Genomic DNA, 19983 nt, shown 5'->3' with positions numbered 1-19983 from the left:
GGCCCTCCACGGCAACCCAATATGACACTGAAAATCATTCCCGATATCGTGATCTCCGGGTCACTGCGGGACCGCGGTCCGGGGTTCCCGGACGCCGGGAGCCCGCGCATCTCGCGGCGATGGGGAGTCATGGGACATCTGTTGATGGTCGAGAGCTGGGTCGGCTCGATGAGCCGGTTGCTGCCACGGGCGCTCACCGAGGCCGGGCACACGTTCACGTTCCTCACCCGGGACCTGAACCACTACCTGCGGTCCGCGCCCGAGGGGACCGCCCACCCGCTGCTCGGTGCCCGGAACGTCCTCACCGCCGACACCAACGACGCGGCCGCGCTGCTGCCGTACGTGCGCCGGCTGCACGGCACGCTGGGGTTCGACGGGGTGCTCAGCTCCTGCGACTACTACCTGCCCACCGTCGCCGCCCTCACCGGGGAGCTGGGGCTGCCCGGTCCGGACGCGGACGCCGTCACCGCCGCGTGCCGCAAGGACCGCACCCGGCGCACGCTCGCCGCGGCGGGGGTGCCGGGGCCGCGGTTCGCCGTCTGTGACGGGTTCCCCGCCGCCGCCCTCGCCGCCGCGGAGATCGGCTACCCGCTGGTGGTCAAGCCGGTGGACCTGTGCGCGGGCATGTTCGTCCGGCGGGTGGGCGACGAGCGGGAGCTGGCCGCCGCGCACCGCGCCCTGGACGCCTTCCCGGTCAACGCGCGCGGCCAGCGCCGCTCCCCCGCGCTCCTGTTGGAGGAGCTGCTGGAGGGGCCCGAGGTCAGCGTCGAGACCGTGACCGCCGGCGGCGCCACACATGTCATCGGCGTCACCGGCAAAAGCGTGGGCGGCGCCCCGGCGTTCATCGAGACGGGACACCTCTTCCCCGCCGCGCTCGGCCCCGGCGAAGCCGCGTCGGCGGCGGAGACCGCGTGCGCCGCGCTGGACGCGCTCGGCCTGGACCAGCTCGTCGCACACACCGAGATCAAGCTGACGGCGGACGGGCCCCGGGTGATCGAGGTCAACCCGCGCCCGGCGGGCAACCGCATCACCGAACTCGTCCGCCATGTCACCGGCGTCGACCTCGCGGCCGCCTGCGTGGCGCTGGCGCTCGGCGAGGCGCCGGACCTGGAGGTCCGGACGACCGGTGTGACGGACGCGGCGATCGGCTTCCTGCTGCCGGAGACCGACGGCGTACTGACCGGATACGGCCCGGCCGGGCGCGAGGTGCGGCAGGAGCTGGCGGCGGCGCCCGGTGTCCTGGAGGTGGTGCTGGCCGACCCGGGCACCCGGGTGCGGACCACCACCGACAACAACGGCTACCTGGGGCACATCATGGCGACGGGGAGCGGCGCGCCGCCCGGTGACGCCCGTACACGCGTCGCCGAGCTGCTCGGCACCGTCCGTCCGTGCGTGGCGGCGGACCGGTGAGCGCCCCGCCCGCCGTCCGTCCGGCCGCCGCCCCGCTCACCGGGTGGCCGGACCTGGAGACGCTGCAACAGGCCGTGCTGGACGGCGCGTTCGGGACGGATCCGCGGAGCGTACGGATCTCCACGGCGTTCGCGACCAGTCAGGCGGTGCGCCACGACGGGCGGTCCGGCGGCTACCGCAACGAGGTGCTGAGCCTGCGGCTGGGCGCGGCCGTCGGCTCGTGCGCGGCGGAGCCCGGTGCCCTGCCGCCCGAGGCGGTGACGGACGCGGTGGGCGCGGACGTGGCGGCGCTGCTGGCGCATCCGCTACCGGTGGTGCGGACCGCCGCGCTCGACGCGTATCTGATGCACCGGCTGCCGCACACCCCGGCGCACGGGGCGCGGCCGCTGGCGCTGGCCGCGGGCACCTCGCTGGAGAAGTCCCGGGCGCGGGCGCGCTCGGTCGTGGACCTGCTGGCCCCGATGGTGCCCGCCGGGGGCCGGGTGCTGGTCGTCGGAGTCGTCAACTCCCTTCTGGAGGCGCTGCGTTCGCGGGGGCTGGCGTATGTGCCGTGCGATCTGAAGGGCGGGGCGACGGAGTGGGGCGAGGCGGTGGTGCGGGACGCGGCGGGCGCCATCGGGGGCTGCGACGCGGTGCTCGCCTCGGGGATGACGCTCGGCAACGGCACGTTCGGGCCGCTGCGTGCGCTGGCCGCCGCCCGCGGGCTGCCGCTGGTGCTGTTCGCGCAGACCGGCAGCGCGGTGCTGCCCCGCTTCGTCGGCGCGGGCGTGCACGCGGTGTGTGCGGAGCCGTATCCGTTCTTCTGGCTCGACGGCGGGCCCGGCACGCTGTACCGCTACGGCGGGCTGCCCGGTGACGGCCGGTATGAAGGGAGCGGCCGATGAGCGCGCCACCGACCGCCGCCGCACCCCCGGCACCGTCCCGCGCACCGCAGTGGCGGGCGCGGCCGGACGCCGCCGATCCGCATCTGCTGTCGCTGGTCGGCCGGACGCCGCTGGCGCGGATCACCGCCGATCTGCCGGGCCCGCACCCCGGTTTCTGGGCGAAGCTGGAGGGGCACGGCGTCGGCGGGATGAAGGCGCGGGCCGCCGTGTCGATGCTGCTCGGTGCGCGCGAACGCGGTGAACTGCGGCCCGGCGCGCCGGTGGTGGAGTCGACGTCCGGCACCCTCGGCATCGGGCTGGCCTTCGCCGGTCAGGCGCTGGGGCACCCCGTCGTCCTGGTCGGCGACGCGGAGCTGGAGCCGTCGATGCGGCGGCTGCTGCGGGCATACGGGGCGCGGCTGGAGCTGGCCGACCGACCGGCGGCGCGCGGCGGCTGGCAGGCGGCCCGGCTGGCGCGGCTGCGCACGGTACTGGCGGAGCTGCCCGGCGGGTACTGGCCCGATCAGTACAACAACCCCGACAACCGCGCCGGTTACGCCTCGCTGGCCGCCGAGATCGCCGGTGCGCTGCCACGGCTGGACATCCTGGTGTGCAGCGTCGGCACCGGCGGCCACAGCGCCGGGCTCATCGGCCCGCTGCGGCGTGCCCGGCCCGGGCTGCGGCTGATCGGGGTGGACGCCACGGGCTCGACCATCTTCGGGCAGCGGGCCCGGCCCCGGCTGATGCGCGGGCTGGGCAGCAGCATCCACCCGCGCAACGTCGATCACGCCGCGTTCGACGAGGTGCACTGGGTGGGCCCGGCCGAATCCGCCGATGCCTGCCGCCGGTTGGCACGTACCAGCTTCGTCAGCGGGGGATGGAGCACGGGCGCCGCGGCGCTGGTGGCGGCGTGGGCGGCGCGAACGCATCCGGGCGCGGTCGTCGCGACGGTCTTCCCCGACGGGCCGCACCGCTATCTGTCGTCCGTCTACGACGACGACTTCACCGCCGCGCACGGCGTGGACTGCGCCGCCGCCCGCACCCACCCGGTTGAGATCCCCCATCCGCACGCGGCCGAGGCGACCGGCTGGACGCGCTGCACCACGGTCCTCGCCCCCCGCGCGGCGCCCGCGCCGCCCCGTCCCCCTCAGGAGGCCCGCGCGTGAAGGCATCCCTGCGCACCACACGCCTCGAACTCGCCGAACCGCTGCGGATATCCCGCGCCACGATGGCCGCCCGGGACGCGGTGTGGCTCACGGTGGAGCACGGCGGGCTGCGCGGCCACGGCGAGGCGGTGGCCAGCGCCTACTACGGGCTGGACGCGGCCACGCTGGTGCGGCTGCTGCGCGACGCGTCGGCCGCGGTCGCGCGCCATACCGACCCGGAGTCCGCGCTGGCGGCGCTGCGCGCCGGTGAGCTCCCGGCGCCGGGGGCCCCGCCCGCCGTCGCCGCGGCCGTCGAATCGGCGCTGCTGGACCTCGTCGGCAAGCGGTCCGGCCACGGCGCGTACCGGCTGCTGGGCGCGGCCGGGCCGCCGTCCGCGACGACCGCCCGCACCCTCGGCATCAGCACGCCGGAGCGGGCCGGGACGCTCGCCGCGCGCCTCGCCGACCGCGGCTTCACCCTGCTGAAGGTCAAGGCGGGCGCGGCCGACCCGGAGGACGATCTCGCGCGCATCCGGGCGGTGCGGGCGGCGGCCCCGCACGCCCGGCTGCTGCTCGACCCGAACGGCGCGTGGAGCGCCGCGCAGGCCCGGGAGTTGCTGCCGCGCTGCGCGGAGCTGGGGGTGGCGGCGGTGGAACAGCCGCTCGCGCCCGGCGGCCCCGAGGCGCTGGCCGCGCTGGCGGCCCGGTCGCCGCTGCCGGTGATCGCCGACGAGGACGCGGTGTCGTACGAGGACGCGAAGCGGCTGGCGGGCCGGGTACAGGGCGTCAACGTCAAACTCGCCAAGTGCGGCGGGGTGTTCGCGGCGCTGCGCATCGCCGACCTGCTGGCGGACAGCGGCACGGATCTGATGCTCGGCTGCCTGACGGCCAGCACCCTCGGCATCGCCCCCGCCGTCCACCTGGTCCACCGCGCCCACTGGGTCGACCTCGACGGCCATCTGCTGCTCGCCCACGATCCGTGGCGCGGGATCGGTGGTGCCGAGGGGACGGTACGGGCGGGTGACCGGCCCGGGTTGGGGGTGCGGCCGCGTGCGCGGGAGGGGCGGTTGGGGGTGGCGGCGCCTGCGACACCGGGGGCAAAGGGGCGTCCGGTCCGCGAGGGTCCTGGCCATGCGGGTCAGGGCCGGTCCGGGGCGTCCTGACTTCGTGGTGACGGGCCCGGTCCGGGCATCCTGATCGTGCGGCGCGGGCCAGTTCGGCGCCTCCTGGCCGTGTGGCGAAGTGCCCGGCCCGGCGTGCGTTCCGGCCGTGCAGCGAGGGGCCTGACCTGGCGCTTTCCGCTCCCATGGCGTGAGGCCCCGGACTGGCGTTCCGGCCGCGCCCCGCGCCCGTCCCCGCCACGTCAGGGCCGGTTCCCCGCACGTCGGAGCCAGTTGTCGCGGTACGCCGGAACCAGGCGCCGGCGAGCTTGCCCAGTGGCGTACCGAGGGGGCGTACGCTCCGCTCCGCGCGCCCCCGGCTCAGGCCCGCTCCAGCTCCTCGTGCCACCAGCGGTCGCGGCCCGGGGTCCAGCCCACGGGTCGGGCGCAGCGGCTGACGACGAGGACGGGCGCCATGGGCTCCGTCGCGTCACGGCGCGTGGCGTGGTGCAGGGCCCGGTCCAGGACCGGCTTCACGGGGCGGACGGCCCCGTCCCAGAACGCCGCGTCCGCGGTGACCAGCACCCGCGCACCCGATTCCCGCACCCGGGCCGCGAGTTGCGGGGCGGTGAGCTGCACCGGGAGCGTGGCCCGGACGGCGTCCAGTTGTCCGCAGGCGAGCGTGACGATCACCGACTCCGGGACCAGCGGCAGATGGACGGCGACCCGGTCGCCCGCGCCGACGCCGAGGCGGCGCAGCACGGTCACGGCGCGCTCCGCCCGGTCGAGGAGCATGCCGTGGGTCAGCTCCTCCAGCCGTCCCGGCTCGCCGGACCAGGTCAGGGCGGCCCGTGAACCGCCCGGCCGACGGGAGGCCCGCGGCTCACTGGGGCCATCTGCATGCTCTGAGGTCACACGGCGCAACATGCGGACCAGTGTGAAGATCATCGATCAACGATCGCTGAACGTCCGTTGTATGCCCCCGCCGCCGGCGCGGCGCGGGCGGACACGGCCCTTGCCCGGCTCCCGTTCGCCCGTAGACGCACCCGGTGCGGCGCGGGCCGATACGCTACCGAAAGGTCAGCGCGCCCGGTGAACACCGTGACCGACCGCGTCTGTCATCTCGCCCGCGCCGTACCGAACCGGGTGCGAACCGGCCCTTCCGGGACCGGATTCCGGCGTCCCGCTCCGTTCCGTACGGCCCGGCACCGCGCCTGACCTCGGGCTTTCGGGAGTGCCGCGTCGGTAGCCCGGTGACACCTCTCAGGTCCCGCGTCTCAGGTCCCGCGACCGCCGAGCCCTGCACGGCTCCGGCCCGCCCCCTTTTCTGCCCCTCGCTCCGGGCGCCCAATCCCCTCCCCCGCGATGGATGCCGTCCCACATCTCCCACGCCCCGCCGCGCGCCCCCGTGCCCCGGCGTGCCCGCCCGCGCCGCGCGCCGCGTGCGCGCGCCCGTACGAAAGGTCGCCCCGTATGCCCACACCCCCACGCACCCCGCCGCCGTCCACGCCTCCGCACGGGGCCGGGCCGGATGGCCGGTGGGCGCTCGCCGCGGTGGCGCTGGGCGCATTCTGCGTCCAGTTGGACTCGTTCGCGCTGCATCTCGCGCTGCCTGTCATCCGGGGTGAGCTACCGGGCCCGGCGGCCGTCGGGCGCGCGGTGAGCGGCGGTTACCTCCTGGCGGCCGGGGCGCTGATGCCGCTCGCCGGGCGGCTCGGCGACGCGTACGGCAGGCGCCGGATGCTCCGTACCGGGCTGCTGCTGTTCGCCGCGGCGGCCGCCGCCTGCGCCCTCGCGCCGTCGCTGCCGCTCCTGGTGGCGGCCCGGGTGGTCCAGGGGGTGGGCGCCGCGCTGATCATGCCGAACGGGCTGGCGCTGCTGACCCGGGTCTTCCCGGGCCCCCGGGGGCGGCGGATGACCGGCCGTGCCCTGGGGCTGGCCGGACTCGCCACCGCCTGCGGCCCGTTCGTGGGCGGCGCGGTCACGGAGTACGGCTCCTGGCGGGCCGTGTTCTGGCTTACGGCGCTCCCTGCGCTGGTGGCCGCGGCAGCCGCCCGGCGCCCCGCCGCACCGCGCACCCCGGGCACGACCGGGCGGACCGCGGCACATCCGGACGTGGTGGGCGCGGTGGCCGCCACGGTTGCCTGCGCCTTTCTGGCGCTCGGCCTGGGCGGCGGCCCCTGGTGGTGGGCCTGGCTGATCGCCGCGGTGGCACTGGCCACCGGCTGCGTACGGCGGGCACGCCGGGCGGCGCCACTCCTGGACCCGGCGCTGCTCCGCGACGGGCTCTATCTGCGGCTGACGGCCTCGGGGGCGGTCGCCAACGCCGCGACGGTGGCCCTGTTGTTCGCCGTGCCGCAGGCCCTGCAGCGGGTGGCCGGGCTGTCACCGGCCGCCGCGGGCCTGGCGTTCCTGGTCCCGGCCGGTGCGCTGGCCGCCGGGGGCCCGGCCGCCGGACGGGTGCGGCCGGCGGCCGGAACGGCAGTGATGGCGGGCTGTCTGACCGTGGCGGCCGTCGCGTGGGGGGCGCTCCCCCTGGGCGGTACGAATCCGCTGCCGCTCCTGGTGGCGGCGACGGTCGCGGCGGCGGCCCTGGGGACGGCGGGCGCACTGGCCCTCACCGGGACGCAGGCCCTGGTGGCGGCCGACGGGGCGGGCGCGGCAGCCGGAGTGACCAAAGCGGCCCTGACCGTCACCGCCGGGCTGGGCCTCGCCCTGCCGCTCCCGGACGAGGGCCCCCGCCCGGCCCTCCTCGGTGCGGCCTGCCTGACGGCGGCGCTCGGCCTGACCGCCGCAGCCACCCTCCGGGCGTTCCGCCGACTGCGGCGGAGGGGAGGGAGAGGGATGCACGGATGACCGCCTCCCGGGGCCTTTCCTTCCGGTCGGAAACGCCCCGCCGCGCAGTCCGCGCGGAGTTGTCCACAGGCCCGGCACGCTCCGCGCCCGCGGTCGTACGCTGAGTCGACGAACGAGCACGGAACGTGATGTGACGCAGGGCAACGGGGGGCGAAATGGGGAAGTTGACGAGCGGCCGGCGGGTGGACCGGCGCGGTACGGGCGGACACGACGCCGGTCGGCGCGGGTCGGGCGGGCGCGGCGCCGCCCGCCACAGTACGGGCGCATGCGGCGCCGCCCGGCACGGGCGATGCGGGCGGCGCGCCTGGCGTGAAGGCCCGCGCCAGGCATGGCGACGACTGCGGCGCCTGCCACACCCGCCGCACCGCCTGCGGTCAGGCCCCCGCCGCGACCGTGTCGGCGACCACGCACCCGATGTTGTCCGGCGCGCCCGCCTCCCGCGCCAGCGTGACCAGTTCGCGTACGGCCTGTTCGGGGCCGGGTGCGGCGGCCAGCACCTCTTGGAGGGTGCCGGGCGGCAGGACGGCGTGGAGCCCATCGGTGCACAGCAGGTACCGCTCGCCCGGGCGGACGTCCAGCAGCCGCAGGTCGGGGGTGAAGCCCTCGCCCCCGTCGAGCGCGCGGGTCAGCAGCCCGCGCTGCGGATGCCCGGGCGCCTCCTCGGGCGTGAGCCGTCCCTCGTCGACGAGGGACTGCACGAGGCTGTGGTCATGGGTCAGCCGCACCAGCCCGGCGTCCCGCAGGACGTAGCCGCGCGAGTCCCCGATGTGCAGCAACGCCAGCCGCGACCCGGCACGCAGCAGCGCCGTCAGGGTGCAGCCCGCTTCCGCCGCGTCCTCGGCGCCGAGCCGCTGGACCGCGCGGTTGGCGCGGTGCGCGGCCTCCTCCAGCGCTTCGAGGAGATCCGCGGGCGCGGGATCGCGCGCCTCCAGGGCCGTCAGTTCGGCGAGCGCGGCGGTGACCGCCCGGCCGCCGTCCGCGCCGTATCCGTCGGCGACGGCGAGCAGCCGCCGCCCCGCGTGCACCGCGTCCTGGTTGGCGGTACGGACGAGCCCGCCGTCGGTCAGGGCCGCGGCGCGCAGCGTCACAGGAGTGGGAGTGGTCGCCATGGTGGAGTCCTTCCGGGACAGTTGGTCGACGAGGAAGACGGCCAGGTCCCGGCGGGCCGCGGTGTCGGCCTCGACCTGTTCCCAGTACGCGGCGACCGCGGTGGCCGCGGTGTCCGGTGGCAGGGCGCACACCTCCCGGATGCGGGCCAGCGGCATCCCCAGCCGCCGCAGCCAGGCGACGAGCCGCGCCCGTTCCAACTGCGCGGGCGCGTAGCGCCGGTAGCCGTTCACGGGGTCGACGTGCGCCGGGGGCAGCAGGCCGAGGTCGTCGTAGAGCCGCAGCGCCTTGGGCGAGAGTCGACAGGCGCGGGCAAACGCCCCGATCGTCAGCAGCCCCGTCCCCGCGCCTCCGCGGTTCCTGTGCCCCGTCACCGTCCGCCCCTTCCCGGGCCGCCCGTCCGCCGTGGGGCGTGCAGCCGCCCGGCCCGGGCGCCCGGCCGTCCTCCTCGCGCCGGGCCCGTCGCCCGGCTCCACCGATGCTGTGGCTTCCCCCAAGGGCAAGGTCAACCACACCCGTCGCCGGGGCCGGACGGCGGGCAGCCGGGGCTGGAGAGGGGGGCACCGGACCTGCCGCTGAGCAGTACGGAATCGGCGCCGGGCCACGCCGTCGCACCCCGGTCCCGCCGCGCCGCACCGGCTCCGGCACGCGCCCCGGCCTCCGCCCCGGCACAGCACCCCCCTCCCGGCGGACGGCCGCACACCCCGGCCCCCGCCCGACGCCCCGGCCCCCCGCTACCGCGCTTCGAGCCTGCTCAGGGCCGCCGTGGTGAGGGCCTGGACGCCCGTGGTGAGGTCGGGCGGACGACGGGGGCGAAGCGCGGGGAGTGGTTGGAGGGGATGTCCTGCGCCAGTCGCCCGGCGGCGAACGTCGAGCGGTGCGAGCACGGCGTCCCGGTCCGCGGCGGCGTCCGCGCCCCCGTCGCCGGGTCCCCTCCCGCCCGCGCGCCCGCCGTCGTACCCGTCGGCGGTATCGGTCCTGGTCTCACGGTCCTCATCACGGCGACCCATACACGCATTCGATCACGGTCCGGGTGTCCGGGCATCTCTACCGGCCACCTGCGTACGGCGCGATCCCGGCGCCCGGCTGGCCGGACTTCGCGGGTGCGGCCCGGCGCTCTGGTGACACGCGGGCCGGACGCTGCCACCGTGGACCAGCACCTTCACGTCGATGACCGGAGGCGGACGTTGGCCACTTCATCCCCCCGACCGACCGGCGAGCCCACCGACCTCGTCACGCACCTGACGGACCAGGCTCTGGGGCACCTCTTTTCGGCCGCGCTGCGCACCGCGGCTCATCACCGCATCGCCGACCATCTCGCCCGCGGCCCCCGCACCCCCGAGCAGCTGGCGGAGGCCACCGGCACACACGCCCCGCATCTGCGCCGGGTACTGCGCCTCCTCGCCAGCCGCGGCATCTTCCGTGAGGACTCCTCCGGCACCTACCAACTGACGCCCGCCGCCCGCATGTTGCGGACGGACGTACCCGATTCGCTGCACACCGCGGTGCTGATGCTGACCGACACGCTGTTCCTGCGGACGTCGGAGAAGCTGGAGGAGACCGTCCGGGACGGCGAGGCGCCCTTCGCGCGTCTCTTCGGGCAGCCCCTCTTCCAGTACCTCCAGGGCGACGAGCGGGCCCGCACCCTTCTCGACGACGGGATGACCTCCCTGTCGGCCACCGCGGACGAGGCGGTCGCGGCCGCCTACCCCTTCCCGGAGACCGGCACGGTCGTCGACGTCGGCGGTGGCCGCGGCGGGCTGCTCCGCGCGGTGCTGCGCCGCCGCCCGGCGCTGAGCGGCGTCCTCGTCGACCAGGCGCCGCCCCTCGCCCGCCATCTCCTGGCCGACGACGAGCTGAAGGGCCGCTGGCGGACCGAGGAGGCCGACTTCTTCACCGCGGTCCCGGCGGGCGGCGACGTCTACGTCCTCAAGCATGTGCTGCACGACTGGCCCGACGAGCGGTGCCGGGAGATCCTGCGGACCTGCCGCGCCGCGATGGCACCCGGCAGCCGGATATTGATCGTCGAATCGGTGCTGCCGCCGGGCAACGCCCCGCACTTCGGCAAGACGATGGACGTGGCGATGATGGCGGTCGTCGACGGGCGGGAGCGGGGCTCGGAGGAGTTCGCGGCGCTGCTGTCGTCCGGCGGCTTCCGGCTCACCCGCGTCCTGCCGACCGGCGCGACACCGTCCGTGGTGGAGGCAGTGGCCGAATGACCTGATCCGGCGTCGGCCCGCACGCACGGCGAGTCCGCGAGTGACATCCCCGGTCGCGGCGGCGGTTGCCACCGGTGTGACGCTGACGTCCCGCCAGGGCGCGGCGCTGAGCGTGTGACCCCTACGGGGCCGGCCGGGGTGCGCCGCCCCGGCCGCCCCGGCCGCCCCGGCCGCCCCGGCCGCCCCGGCCACCCCGACCTCCCCGGCCGCCCCGGCCACCCCGCCGAGCCGCGGATGCTGTCGGAGCCCGCCCCGGCCCCACGCCTCCGCCACTCCGGTGAATGGAGTACCCTCCCCGGCCCGACCGGGCGAATTACGGCGTCCGATTTCGGTGGCCAGGGCGGTTCCCCCGGACGCGTGACCGACGGTCGGTCCTGCCGCACGGCGCCGCCGGGCCGCCCGCCCGCCGGTCAACGGGGCGCCACGCGCTGACCTCCCTCCTCCGGCGTACGCCCGTGACCTGCGGCTCCTCGGCATTGGAGGTCAACTCATGGACCCGTAGGGGATTTTGCGGTGAATTTTCAGCCATGTTCCACCCCTGACGACGGGCCGTCACCAGCGATCCGCAAGGGAAGGCGAACCGCGACACTCCGACCTCTTTCGGGCGCATATTCCGGGCGTTCGGGTCTCGCGATCCGGAGGCGGGGACGGAGGCGGAGGCGGCGACACGACCTCCTAGCGGTAGGGTGCAGATTGCCCTTTTTATGCCTACGAGCCCCTCGCCCGCAGGCATCTGAGGGCCCGTACCGTCCGTCCGAACTCGACCGTCCGCATCTGATCCGTATCTGAGGAGACGCCAGCCATGGCCGCCCGCCACGCTCAGCCCCGCGCGCGCAGAAGCATGTCCCGCCGCGGGAAGGCCGTGAGCGGTCTCGCGCTGACCACGTTGATGGGCACCGCCCTGTGGGCCTGGCCCGCATCCGGCGATGACCACGACGCGCAGCAGGAGGCCAAGAACGGCACCCCCGCGTCGGTATCCGGTCCGGAGAAACCGTCCGGTGCCAAGACCGTCGCGAACGCCACCCGCCCCATCCCGGGCCTGAGCGACGCGGAGCGGAAGCGGATACCGGCCGACTCCCGTCAGGTCCTCGTCGTGCGGGGCGCGGACAAGGACTCCTTCGGCTCCAAGGTGGTCCTCTACACCCGTGCCAAGGGGTCGGACGACTGGCGTCCCGGTGCGCAGTGGGCCGCCCACAACGCCGCGCGCGGCTGGACCGACGACCACCACTACGGCGACCTGCGGTCCCCGGAAGGGGTCTTCGACCTGACCGACGCCGGTGGCCTGCTGCCCGCCCCCAAGGGCACCAAGCTCCCCTACGACCACAACGACAGCTTCGTCGCCAACGGCACCGGCGTGGAGGGCGAGCCCCTGGCGGGCGCGTTCGACTACGTCATCGCCATCAACTACAACCGCGTGTCCGGCACCTCGCCGCTGGACCCGGAGCGGCCCGACGGTGACGAGAAGGGCGGCGGCGTGTGGCTGCACGTCGACCACGACGGCCCCACCCAGGGCTGTGTGAGCCTCAAGCCCGAGGTGATGCGGGAGCTGCTGCGGACCCTGGACCCCGCGCAGCACCCGGTCCTCGTGATGGGCCCGGGCGACACCTGACGGCCCGCCGGCCGGGCCCCGCGCCCGGCCGGTCCGCCGCATCCGAGCCCCGGGCCGTCCCGTACGTCAGGGCCCCGGCCCGCCCCGTATCGGCGCCCCGTCACCCGCGTCTCGCCCCTGCCCCGTGCCGAGCCCGCCGTGGTACGCATGACGCATGGCTGACGCAGCGCACCGCCACGACGCCCTGACCGATGTCCCCGGCCTGCGGGTGGGGCACGCCCAGCGGATCGGCTCCGGCCATCTGTCCGGTACCACCGTCGTCCTGGCGCCCGAGGGCGGTGCGATCGCTGCGGTCGATGTGCGCGGCGGCGGGCCCGGCACCCGGGAGACCGATGCCCTCGATCCCCGCAACCTCGTCCAGCATGTCGACGCCGTCGTACTGACCGGCGGCAGCGCCTTCGGGCTCGACGCCGCGTCAGGGGTCGCCGCCTGGCTGGAGGAGCGCGGCCGCGGCTTCCGCGTCGGCCCCGACCCCTCGCAGGTGGTGCCGGTCGTCCCGGCCGCCGCCCTCTTCGACCTCGGGCGCGGCGGCGACTGGCGGGCCCGGCCGGACGCCGCGCTGGGCCGGGCCGCGGCCCACGCCGCGCACCATGCCCCGCCGGGCGGCCCCGTCGAGCGCGGCAACGTCGGCGCCGGTACGGGCGCGGTGGCCGGCGGGTTCAAGGGCGGGGTCGGGACGGCGAGCGTGCTGCTGCCGTCCGGGGTCACCGTCGCCGCGCTCGCCGCCGTCAACGCCGCGGGATCGCCCGTCGACCCGCGCACCGGTGTGCTCTACGGGCACCTCCTCGGGCCGGACGGGGCGCCCGCCGCGCCGCCCGGCCCGGAGCGGCACGCGGCGGCGGTCCGGACGCTGGCCGCGGCCCGGGAGACGTCCCGGGAGCGGTCGGCGGCCTCGGCCCGGCCGCCGCTCAACACCACCCTCGCGGTCGTCGCGACGGACGCCGTGCTCACCCGCGCCCAGGCCCAGAAGCTGGCCGGTACGGCGCACGACGGGCTGGCCCGCGCGGTGCGCCCCGTCCATCTGCTGTCCGACGGTGACGCCGTCTTCGCGCTGGCCACCTGCGGCCGCCCGCTCGCCCCGGACGCGACGGGCGCCGGCCCGGCGTTCACCGTGCACACCGAGGCCGGGGCCCTCAACGACGTCCTCGCCGCCGGGGCCGACGCCCTGACCCGCGCCGTCACCGACGCACTGCTGTCCGCCACGTCCGTCGACGGGCCCGGCGGCGTCTTCCCGTCGTATACGGAGCTGTACGGCGGGACGGGTGCGCCCGGGGCAGACCCGTCCGGCGCCACGAGCCCGGGGCGGCCGTAGGGCGTGTCTCTCCGGTCTTCGTGGGCCTGCCGACGCCCCATGCCGCCCCGGGGCGCGCCCCTCACACCCCGCTGGCCCCCAGCGCCGCCCCCGCCGCGTAGGTGACGGCCATCGCCAGTGCGCCGCCCCCGGCGTTGCGGAGGATCGCGGGGGCGACGGGGGCGGCGCCGAGGCGGGCGCTCGTCCAGCCGCACAGGGCGAGGGCGGCGAGCACCGCGCCGACGGTGATCGGGAGCCGCAGGCCGTCCGGTGGCAGCACGATCGCGAGGAGCGGGAGCAGCGCCCCGACGGTGAAGGCAAGGAAGCTGGCGCCCGCCGCGTGCCAGGGGTTGGCCAGTTCGTCCGGGTCGATGCCCAGCTCCACCTCGGCGTGGGCGCGCAGCGCGTCGTGCGCGGTGAGCTGCTCGGCCACCTCCCGGGCCAGCTTCGCGCTCAGCCCCTTCGCCCTCAGCAGGCCGGCCAGCTCGATGAGTTCGGCCTTCGGCTCGGTGGCCAGCTCCCGCCGCTCCTGGACCAGCGCGGCCTTCTCGGCGTCCCGCTGCGTGGAGACGGAGACGTACTCGCCCGCGGCCATCGACATGGACCCGGCGAGCAGCCCGGCGAGTCCGGCGGTCAGCAGAGTGGAACGGGATCCGGTGGCTCCGGCGACGCCGACGACCAGGCCCGCGGTGGAGACCACACCGTCGTTGGCGCCGAGCACCGCGGCGCGCAGCCAGTTGAGCCGCCCGCCCAACCCCTCGCCGTGCGCCTCATCGTGGTCGGGAGTCTGCTCACTCATGTCCGCAGACTCTCATCCGGGGCACCGCTCCCGGCGCCGACGCCACCGCATCGCGACAAAACGGCCGATGGTAGAACGGCTGTATGTCCGCTCCGCCGCCCCCCGCACCCACGCTCGTCCAGTCGCCCCGCCCCGCACCCGAGCGGCGGCGGCTGTGGTGGCACCGGCTGTTCCTCGGCCTGTGGTACCGCCCGGTGGAGGTCCTCGACGAGGCCCGGGACCGTTCCGCGTGGGGCGCGGCGGTGGTGTTGTGCCTGGTCAGCGGCGCCGTCGGGGTGCTGTCGGTGGACGCGTTCCACGGGCAGTGGGCGGCCGACCCGAGCGCGGCGCTCAAGCTGATGGGACTGGCCGCCGGATGCGTGCTGGCGGCCAGCTTCGCGCTGGGCGCGGCCACCCACGCCATCGCGCGGACGCTGGGCGGCAACGGCCGTTTCGCGCCGACCGTGAGCCTGTTCATCGTGCTGTTCTGGGTGACCGATCTGCCGCGGCTGCTCCTCGCGACGTGGCTGCCCCCGCAGGCCACCTTCGTCCAGGCGCTGACGTGGACGACCTGGGGCTTCGGCTACGTCCTGGCGGTGCTGCTGATACGGGGTCAGCACCATCTGCCGACGCACAAGGCGGCGGCCTCGATATCGGTGCAGATGCTGGCGGCGCTGGCGCTGCTCAAGCTCGGCCCCGCACAGTGACCCGCGGGGCTCAGCGGCGGCGCGTCAACTGGCGTACGAGCAGGGCGAACGCCTCGCGTTCGGCGGCGGTCAGCTCCACGCACTCGGCGGGCGGACCGGCCGGGCCCGTCTGCCGCGGCACCCTGTCCAGCAGTGCCCGGCCGTCGCGCCCGGCCGCCGCGCGGCGCTCCTCCCGGCGCAACAGCCGGAGCAGCCCGATGACCCAGACGACGCTCGCGACACCGAGCACGGCGAATCCGATCAGCTGAAGAGTCTCGACGGAGAGGAGCATGCGGTCCTCCAGGGCAAGGCGGTGTGCGGTGGATGGCGGGGCTGCGGTGCCGGGGCGGTTGCCCGTGGGTGGGGGAGAGCGTCGGCCGGGTCCCGCGGAACTCTACGGGCACCGGATGAAGTCCTGTACCCCTCAGGAGAATTACCGGCATTGCAGTACTTCACACCATTATGCGGGAACTGCCTGTCCGCTCCGGCCACCCGCCCCTCCCGCCGCCTCCTCTCCGGGGCGGCAGAATGCGGCCGTCCGCCTTGGACACCGCGGCGGCTTCCCGTCCCCCGGGGCCTCGCCGACGATGGCGGTACCCGTCCGCGAGGTGAGGAGTACGCACGTGCCGCAGCCGTCCCCGCAGCCACCGCCTCCGCAGCAGTCACCGCCGCATCCCCCGAGAGGCAAGGCCGACGGGGACGGGCCGCCCGCCCGCGCCCTCGGCGGCCTCCTCGTCGCCGACTTCAGCCGGGTGCTGGCGGGCCCGCTGGCCGCGGCGACCCTCGCCGATCTGGGCGCCGATGTCGTCAAGGTGGAGCGGCCCGGCGCCGGTGACGACACCCGGGCCTGGGGCCCGCCGTTCGGCGCCGACGGCACCGCCGCCTACTTCGACGCCGCCAACCGCTCCAAGCGCGGCCTCGCGCTGGACCTCGGCGACCCCGACGACGCGGCCGCCGCCCGCGAACTGGCCCGCCGCGCCGACGTCCTGATCGAGAACTTCCGGCCCGGCGCCCTCGCGAAGTACGGCCTCGACGCGGGGTCCACCAGGGCCGCCAACCCACGCCTGGTGCACTGCTCGATCACCGGTTTCGGCTCAGGTGGCGGCGCCCATCTGGCCGGGTACGACTTCGTGGTGCAGGCGGTCGGCGGGCTGATGAGCATCACCGGGGAGCCCGGCGGCACACCGCTGAAGGCCGGGGCGGCCCTCGTCGACGTCCTCACCGCGAAGGACGCCACCACCGCGATCCTCGCCGCGCTGCACCATCGCGAGCGCTCCGGGCGGGGCCAGCTGGTGGAGGTCAATCTGCTGTCGTCGCTGCTGGGCTCGCTCGTCAACCAGACCTCGGGGCACCTGGCGACGGGCCACGACCCGGGCCCGATGGGCAACCGTCACCCGAGCATCGCCCCGTACGAGACGCTGGCCTGCCGGGACGGTCTGCTGGCCGTCGCGGCGGGCAACGACCGGCAGTTCCGGGCGCTGGCGCAGGCCCTGGGCACCCCTGAGCTGGCGGACGACGACCGGTTCCGCCGCAACCAGGACCGCGTACAACACCGCATAGAACTGATCGAAGAGCTGGAGAAGTTGCTTTCCTCAGATACACCGCATTCCTGGACGGAACGGCTCACCGCGGCATCCGTCCCCTGCGGACCCGTCAACACCCTCTCCGAAGCGCTGGAGTTCGCCGAGCGGCTGGGCCTGGCGCCCGTGACTCCCGTGGGAGAGGGGAGAATTCCTCAGATCAGCAGCGCGCTGCGGCTCTCCGAGACGCCTGTCACATCCCCGACGCCCCCGCCACGTCTGGACGAACACGGCACACCGCTGCGAACCTGGCTGTCGGGCCCTCCCGACCGCCCCCTTCCGCCATGCGTGTGACCTTGCCCACAAGTTCTGGCCATCCGCAACCAATTCCAGCCGTACGTGCTGTTTACCAGCACGGATCACACAACACCCTTGTATGGAGCAGCTCGTGACATCGCCGGACAACTCCGCCCCCGCTCGGTCCCGCACCTCGCACCAGCTGCTCCAGCCCCCCGAGCAGGACGCCCTCGCGGCGCCGCGCCGGGGCCGCCGGACCCGCCGCGCCCTCGCACTGACGGCGCTGCTCGCGGCCGGTGCGCTGACGCTTTCGGCGTGCGGCGGCAGCGCCGAGGCCGGTTCGGGTGACGGCAAGAACGGTCAGGCGGGCGCCGACGCCGCCGCCGCGAAGGACGCCTCGGACGCCAAGATCACGGTCTCGTCGAAGGACGGCGCGACGGACGCCAGCATCAACGACACCGGGGTGAAGGTCACCGGCGGCAAGTTGACCGACGTGAAGCTGACGGTGGCCGACAGCGGCGCCCCCGTCGAGGGCGCCATATCGGGCGACGGCGCCTCCTGGAAGCCCGGCGTCCAGCTGGAACGGGGCACCAAGTACAAGCTCGTGGCGAACGCCAAGGACGCCAAGGGCCGCTCCGCCACCGAGAACGCCACCTTCAGCACCGTCTCGTCGGACCACAGCTTCATCGGCAACTACACGCCCGACGACGGCAAGACCGTCGGCGTCGGCATGCCGGTGTCGTTCAACTTCGACAAGGCCATCACCAACAAGAAGGACGTCCAGTCCCACATCACGGTGACGTCCGACAGCGGTCAGGAGGTCGCCGGCCACTGGTTCGGCGCGCAGCGTCTCGACTTCCGGCCCGAGGAGTACTGGAAGGCCAACTCCAAGGTCACGATGAAGATCGACCTGGACGGCGTGCAGGGCGGTGAGGGCATCACCGGCGTGCAGTCCAAGACGGTCACGTTCACCATCGGCCGCTCGCAGGTCTCGACGGTCGACATGAACACCCAGACCATGACGGTCAAGCGGGACGGCTCGGTCCTCAAGTCCGTTCCGATCTCCGGCGGCAGCCCCGATCACCCGACCTACAACGGCCAGATGGTGATCTCGGAGAAGTTCACGCAGACCCGGATGGACGGTTCGACGGTCGGCTTCGGCGGCGAGTACGACATCAAGGACGTCCCGCACGCCATGCGGCTCTCGTCGTCCGGCACCTTCATCCACGGCAACTACTGGGGCTCGCCCTCGATCTTCGGCAGGTCCGGCACCAGCCACGGCTGCGTCGGCCTGCACGACGCGAAGGGCGGCGGCGGGGACACCCCCGGCAAGTGGTTCTTCGACCAGTCGCTCGTCGGCGACGTGGTGATCGTCAAGAACTCCCCCGACAAGACCGTCCAGCCCGACAACGGCCTCAACGGCTGGAACCTCTCCTGGTCCGCGTGGAAGGCCGGCAGCGCCGCCTGACGCATGCCGTGCGGGCGGGGGGAGCTCCCCTACGCCTGACAGCCCGGAAACACACGGATCGACGGCCGGCCCTCCTCGCGGGGGTCGGCCGTCGATCCGTGTAAGGGGTCGATCCGGGGCGCGCCGGACGGTCAGGCCGCCGCGTCGAAACCGGTGTCGTGGGCCATGCGCTTCAGCTCGACCAGGGCGTGCTTCTCGATCTGGCGGATGCGCTCGCGGGTCAGGCCGTGCTGCTTGCCGACCTCGGTCAGCGTGCGCTCGCGGCCGTCCTCTATGCCGTAGCGCGCCTTGATGATCGAGGCGGTGCGGTGGTCGAGGCGGTCGATCAGGTCCTCCAGCTCCTCGCTGCGCAGCAGGGAGAGCACGGACTGCTCGGGTGAGGCGGCGGAGGCGTCCTCCAGCAGGTCACCGAACTGCGTGTCGCCGTCGTCGTCCACCGACATGTTGAGGCTGACCGGGTCGCGGGCCCAGTCCAGCACGTCGGTGACGCGCGCGGGCGTGGAACCCAGCTCCGCTGCCACCTCGGCGGGCTCCGGATCGCGGCCGTTCTCGCGGTTGAACTCCCGCTGGACCCGGCGGATGCGGCCCAGCTCCTCGACGAGGTGCACGGGCAGCCGGATCGTGCGCGACTGGTCGGCGATGGAACGGGTGATGGCCTGGCGGATCCACCACGTCGCATACGTGGAGAACTTGAAGCCCTTGGCGTAGTCGAACTTCTCCACCGCGCGCACCAGACCGGCGTTGCCCTCCTGGATCAGGTCCAGCAGCGGCAGCCCGGCTCGCGGGTAGCGGCGCGCGACGGCGACGACCAGCCGGAGGTTGGAGCGGATGAAGACGTCCTTGGCCCGCTCCCCCGCCGCGACCAACGCCTCCAGCTCCTCGCGGCGCGCGCCCGCGGCGTTGCCGTCGGTCACGACCTCATCGAGAATCTTCTGCGCGTACACACCCGCCTCGATGGTCTGGGACAGCTCGACCTCCTTGGCGGCGTCGAGCAGGGGCGTGCGCGCGATCTCGTCGAGGTACATGCCGACCAGGTCGCGGTCGGCGATCTCCCCGCCTACGGCGCGAACACTGCTGGCCCGGTCAGCGCCGCTCCTGGTGGTCTGACGACGGGCGACGGCACGGGTTGCCATGCGTGAGCTCCCTTTGCGATGAGTCGGTGATGAGTCGTTCGCGGGACGATGGACGCGGGAGGCCCGGGGTGCCCGAACTGCCCCGTCCGAAGGAAACAACGGCTGGAATCCGGACAGAATTCCCAAGCTGCCCGTCTATTTTTCTGATCATGCAGTACCCTGCGCGGTCACCCAGGGCGGTCGGCCGCTGCCGGACGGGGAGAACCGCAGGTCAGGTGGGGCGTGCGGGCCCCAGCTGCGCCCCTCCGCCCGGTGAGCGATTCCTTCGGATGAGACACCCGTCACCTAGGTGGCGCCTTCTGTGCCCCTGGGGCCGCTCACGGGCCTGAGGCGCCACGGCCTCCCCGACGACCACCGCGGCCTCGGCTCCCGACTCCCGACTCCGAAGACGACCTGCGCCATCCCCGGGTTGCCTCGAATCCACCTATGACTCCCGGATCGCCTCGAAGCCTCCCATGACCCTGGATTTCCCCGAACCCGCCCCTGCGGGGACGGCCGCTC

General features: G+C 75.0%; 16 protein-coding genes and 1 pseudogene. 11 read left to right on the top strand and 6 right to left on the bottom strand.

Features of this window, described 5'->3' with window-relative positions:
• The first annotated feature begins 129 nt into the window (after window positions 1-129).
• From ACFWWQ_RS14985 to ACFWWQ_RS14970, 4 genes are read left to right on the top strand one after another with little or no spacing between them, the layout of a single operon-like run.
• Window positions 130-1410 carry an ATP-grasp domain-containing protein gene (locus ACFWWQ_RS14985; protein ID WP_384595739.1) on the top strand — a complete coding sequence of 427 codons (1281 nt, stop codon included), beginning with the start codon at window positions 130-132 and terminating at the stop codon, window positions 1408-1410.
• On the top strand, window positions 1407-2294 hold the full coding sequence (locus ACFWWQ_RS14980; protein WP_384595736.1) for a hypothetical protein: 888 nt from the start codon (window positions 1407-1409) through the stop codon (window positions 2292-2294). Before ACFWWQ_RS14985 ends, ACFWWQ_RS14980 begins: the two co-directional genes overlap by 4 nt.
• Window positions 2291-3439: a PLP-dependent cysteine synthase family protein gene (locus ACFWWQ_RS14975; RefSeq protein ID WP_384595733.1), complete on the top strand. Its 1149-nt coding sequence runs from the start codon at window positions 2291-2293 to the stop codon at window positions 3437-3439. Before ACFWWQ_RS14980 ends, ACFWWQ_RS14975 begins: the two co-directional genes overlap by 4 nt.
• The gene (locus ACFWWQ_RS14970; RefSeq protein ID WP_384595730.1) at window positions 3436-4581 is read left to right on the top strand and encodes an enolase C-terminal domain-like protein; all 1146 of its coding nucleotides are present in this window, start codon (window positions 3436-3438) and stop codon (window positions 4579-4581) included. The genes ACFWWQ_RS14975 and ACFWWQ_RS14970 overlap by 4 nt, the downstream gene beginning before the upstream one ends.
• A 318-nt stretch (window positions 4582-4899) precedes the next feature.
• On the opposite strand, the gene ACFWWQ_RS14965 is transcribed toward ACFWWQ_RS14970, so the two are convergent.
• Window positions 4900-5433 carry an AMP-binding protein gene (locus ACFWWQ_RS14965; RefSeq protein WP_384595727.1) on the bottom strand — a complete coding sequence of 178 codons (534 nt, stop codon included), beginning with the start codon at window positions 5431-5433 and terminating at the stop codon, window positions 4900-4902.
• Window positions 5434-5991: 558 nt separating this feature from the next.
• Between ACFWWQ_RS14965 and ACFWWQ_RS14960 the strand changes: the two genes are divergently transcribed.
• The gene (locus tag ACFWWQ_RS14960; protein ID WP_384595724.1) at window positions 5992-7374 is read left to right on the top strand and encodes an MFS transporter; all 1383 of its coding nucleotides are present in this window, start codon (window positions 5992-5994) and stop codon (window positions 7372-7374) included.
• A gap of 374 nt (window positions 7375-7748) precedes the next feature.
• On the opposite strand, the gene ACFWWQ_RS14955 is transcribed toward ACFWWQ_RS14960, so the two are convergent.
• Both ACFWWQ_RS14955 and ACFWWQ_RS14950 read right to left on the bottom strand, forming a co-directional pair.
• A complete protein-coding gene (locus tag ACFWWQ_RS14955; protein ID WP_384595721.1) occupies window positions 7749-8855 on the bottom strand; it encodes a MerR family transcriptional regulator in 1107 nt (368 codons plus the stop codon).
• A 360-nt stretch (window positions 8856-9215) separates the two neighbouring features.
• A pseudogene (locus tag ACFWWQ_RS14950) lies at window positions 9216-9349 on the bottom strand (amidohydrolase); the annotation flags it as partial.
• Between the two features lie 280 nt (window positions 9350-9629).
• On the opposite strand from ACFWWQ_RS14950, the gene ACFWWQ_RS14945 reads away from it, so the two are divergent.
• The 3 genes from ACFWWQ_RS14945 to ACFWWQ_RS14935 all read left to right on the top strand — a co-directional run bounded on the left by ACFWWQ_RS14945 (window position 9630) and on the right by ACFWWQ_RS14935 (window position 13621).
• The gene (locus ACFWWQ_RS14945; protein WP_384595717.1) at window positions 9630-10700 is read left to right on the top strand and encodes a methyltransferase; all 1071 of its coding nucleotides are present in this window, start codon (window positions 9630-9632) and stop codon (window positions 10698-10700) included.
• 802 nt (window positions 10701-11502) lie between these two features.
• A complete protein-coding gene (locus tag ACFWWQ_RS14940) occupies window positions 11503-12309 on the top strand; it encodes a hypothetical protein (RefSeq protein ID WP_384595714.1) in 807 nt (268 codons plus the stop codon).
• A 154-nt stretch (window positions 12310-12463) separates the two neighbouring features.
• Complete coding sequence (locus ACFWWQ_RS14935) at window positions 12464-13621, top strand: P1 family peptidase (protein WP_384595711.1); 1158 nt, start codon at window positions 12464-12466, stop codon at window positions 13619-13621.
• A gap of 61 nt (window positions 13622-13682) precedes the next feature.
• Here the strand turns inward: ACFWWQ_RS14935 and ACFWWQ_RS14930 are convergent, their stop codons facing one another.
• Window positions 13683-14399 (bottom strand): VIT family protein, encoded by a 717-nt coding sequence (locus tag ACFWWQ_RS14930; RefSeq protein WP_384595708.1) that lies wholly within the window; start codon window positions 14397-14399, stop codon window positions 13683-13685.
• An 83-nt stretch (window positions 14400-14482) separates the two neighbouring features.
• Between ACFWWQ_RS14930 and ACFWWQ_RS14925 the strand changes: the two genes are divergently transcribed.
• A complete protein-coding gene (locus ACFWWQ_RS14925) occupies window positions 14483-15085 on the top strand; it encodes a Yip1 family protein (RefSeq protein ID WP_384595704.1) in 603 nt (200 codons plus the stop codon).
• A gap of 10 nt (window positions 15086-15095) precedes the next feature.
• Here the strand turns inward: ACFWWQ_RS14925 and ACFWWQ_RS14920 are convergent, their stop codons facing one another.
• Window positions 15096-15356, bottom strand: coding sequence for a hypothetical protein (locus ACFWWQ_RS14920; RefSeq protein ID WP_384595701.1), 261 nt, complete (start codon window positions 15354-15356; stop codon window positions 15096-15098).
• A 331-nt stretch (window positions 15357-15687) separates the two neighbouring features.
• Between ACFWWQ_RS14920 and ACFWWQ_RS14915 the strand changes: the two genes are divergently transcribed.
• On the top strand, window positions 15688-16938 hold the full coding sequence (locus tag ACFWWQ_RS14915) for a CaiB/BaiF CoA transferase family protein (RefSeq protein ID WP_384595698.1): 1251 nt from the start codon (window positions 15688-15690) through the stop codon (window positions 16936-16938).
• Between the two features lie 82 nt (window positions 16939-17020).
• Window positions 17021-18349, top strand: a complete 1329-nt coding sequence (locus ACFWWQ_RS14910) for an Ig-like domain-containing protein (RefSeq protein ID WP_384595695.1) — start codon at window positions 17021-17023, stop codon at window positions 18347-18349.
• A gap of 131 nt (window positions 18350-18480) precedes the next feature.
• Here ACFWWQ_RS14910 and ACFWWQ_RS14905 read toward each other — a convergent pair whose 3' ends face one another.
• Window positions 18481-19482, bottom strand: a complete 1002-nt coding sequence (locus tag ACFWWQ_RS14905) for an RNA polymerase sigma factor RpoD/SigA (protein ID WP_384595692.1) — start codon at window positions 19480-19482, stop codon at window positions 18481-18483.
• Window positions 19483-19983 lie beyond the last annotated feature (501 nt).

Origin of the sequence: Streptomyces sp. NPDC059080, from assembly GCF_042739975.1 — a bacterium.
Classification (GTDB): domain Bacteria; phylum Actinomycetota; class Actinomycetes; order Streptomycetales; family Streptomycetaceae; genus Streptomyces; species Streptomyces benahoarensis.
The sequence above is the reverse complement of the archived record's forward strand: the minus strand, read 5'-3'. Positions and strand labels throughout refer to the sequence as shown.

Bases quoted from the DNA above. Each gene is read 5' to 3' on its own strand.
- ACFWWQ_RS14925 (WP_384595704.1), top strand. From the start codon at position 14,483: ATGTCCGCTCCGCCGCCCCCCGCACCCACGCTCGTCCAGTCGCCCCGC.
- ACFWWQ_RS14975 (WP_384595733.1), top strand. From the start codon at position 2,291: ATGAGCGCGCCACCGACCGCCGCCGCACCCCCGGCACCGTCCCGCGCA.
- ACFWWQ_RS14930 (WP_384595708.1), bottom strand. From the start codon at position 14,399: ATGAGTGAGCAGACTCCCGACCACGATGAGGCGCACGGCGAGGGGTTG.
- ACFWWQ_RS14985 (WP_384595739.1), top strand. From the start codon at position 130: ATGGGACATCTGTTGATGGTCGAGAGCTGGGTCGGCTCGATGAGCCGG.
- ACFWWQ_RS14905 (WP_384595692.1), bottom strand. From the start codon at position 19,482: ATGGCAACCCGTGCCGTCGCCCGTCGTCAGACCACCAGGAGCGGCGCT.
- ACFWWQ_RS14960 (WP_384595724.1), top strand. From the start codon at position 5,992: ATGCCCACACCCCCACGCACCCCGCCGCCGTCCACGCCTCCGCACGGG.
- ACFWWQ_RS14940 (WP_384595714.1), top strand. From the start codon at position 11,503: ATGGCCGCCCGCCACGCTCAGCCCCGCGCGCGCAGAAGCATGTCCCGC.
- ACFWWQ_RS14920 (WP_384595701.1), bottom strand. From the start codon at position 15,356: ATGCTCCTCTCCGTCGAGACTCTTCAGCTGATCGGATTCGCCGTGCTC.
- ACFWWQ_RS14910 (WP_384595695.1), top strand. From the start codon at position 17,021: ATGGAGCAGCTCGTGACATCGCCGGACAACTCCGCCCCCGCTCGGTCC.
- ACFWWQ_RS14935 (WP_384595711.1), top strand. From the start codon at position 12,464: ATGGCTGACGCAGCGCACCGCCACGACGCCCTGACCGATGTCCCCGGC.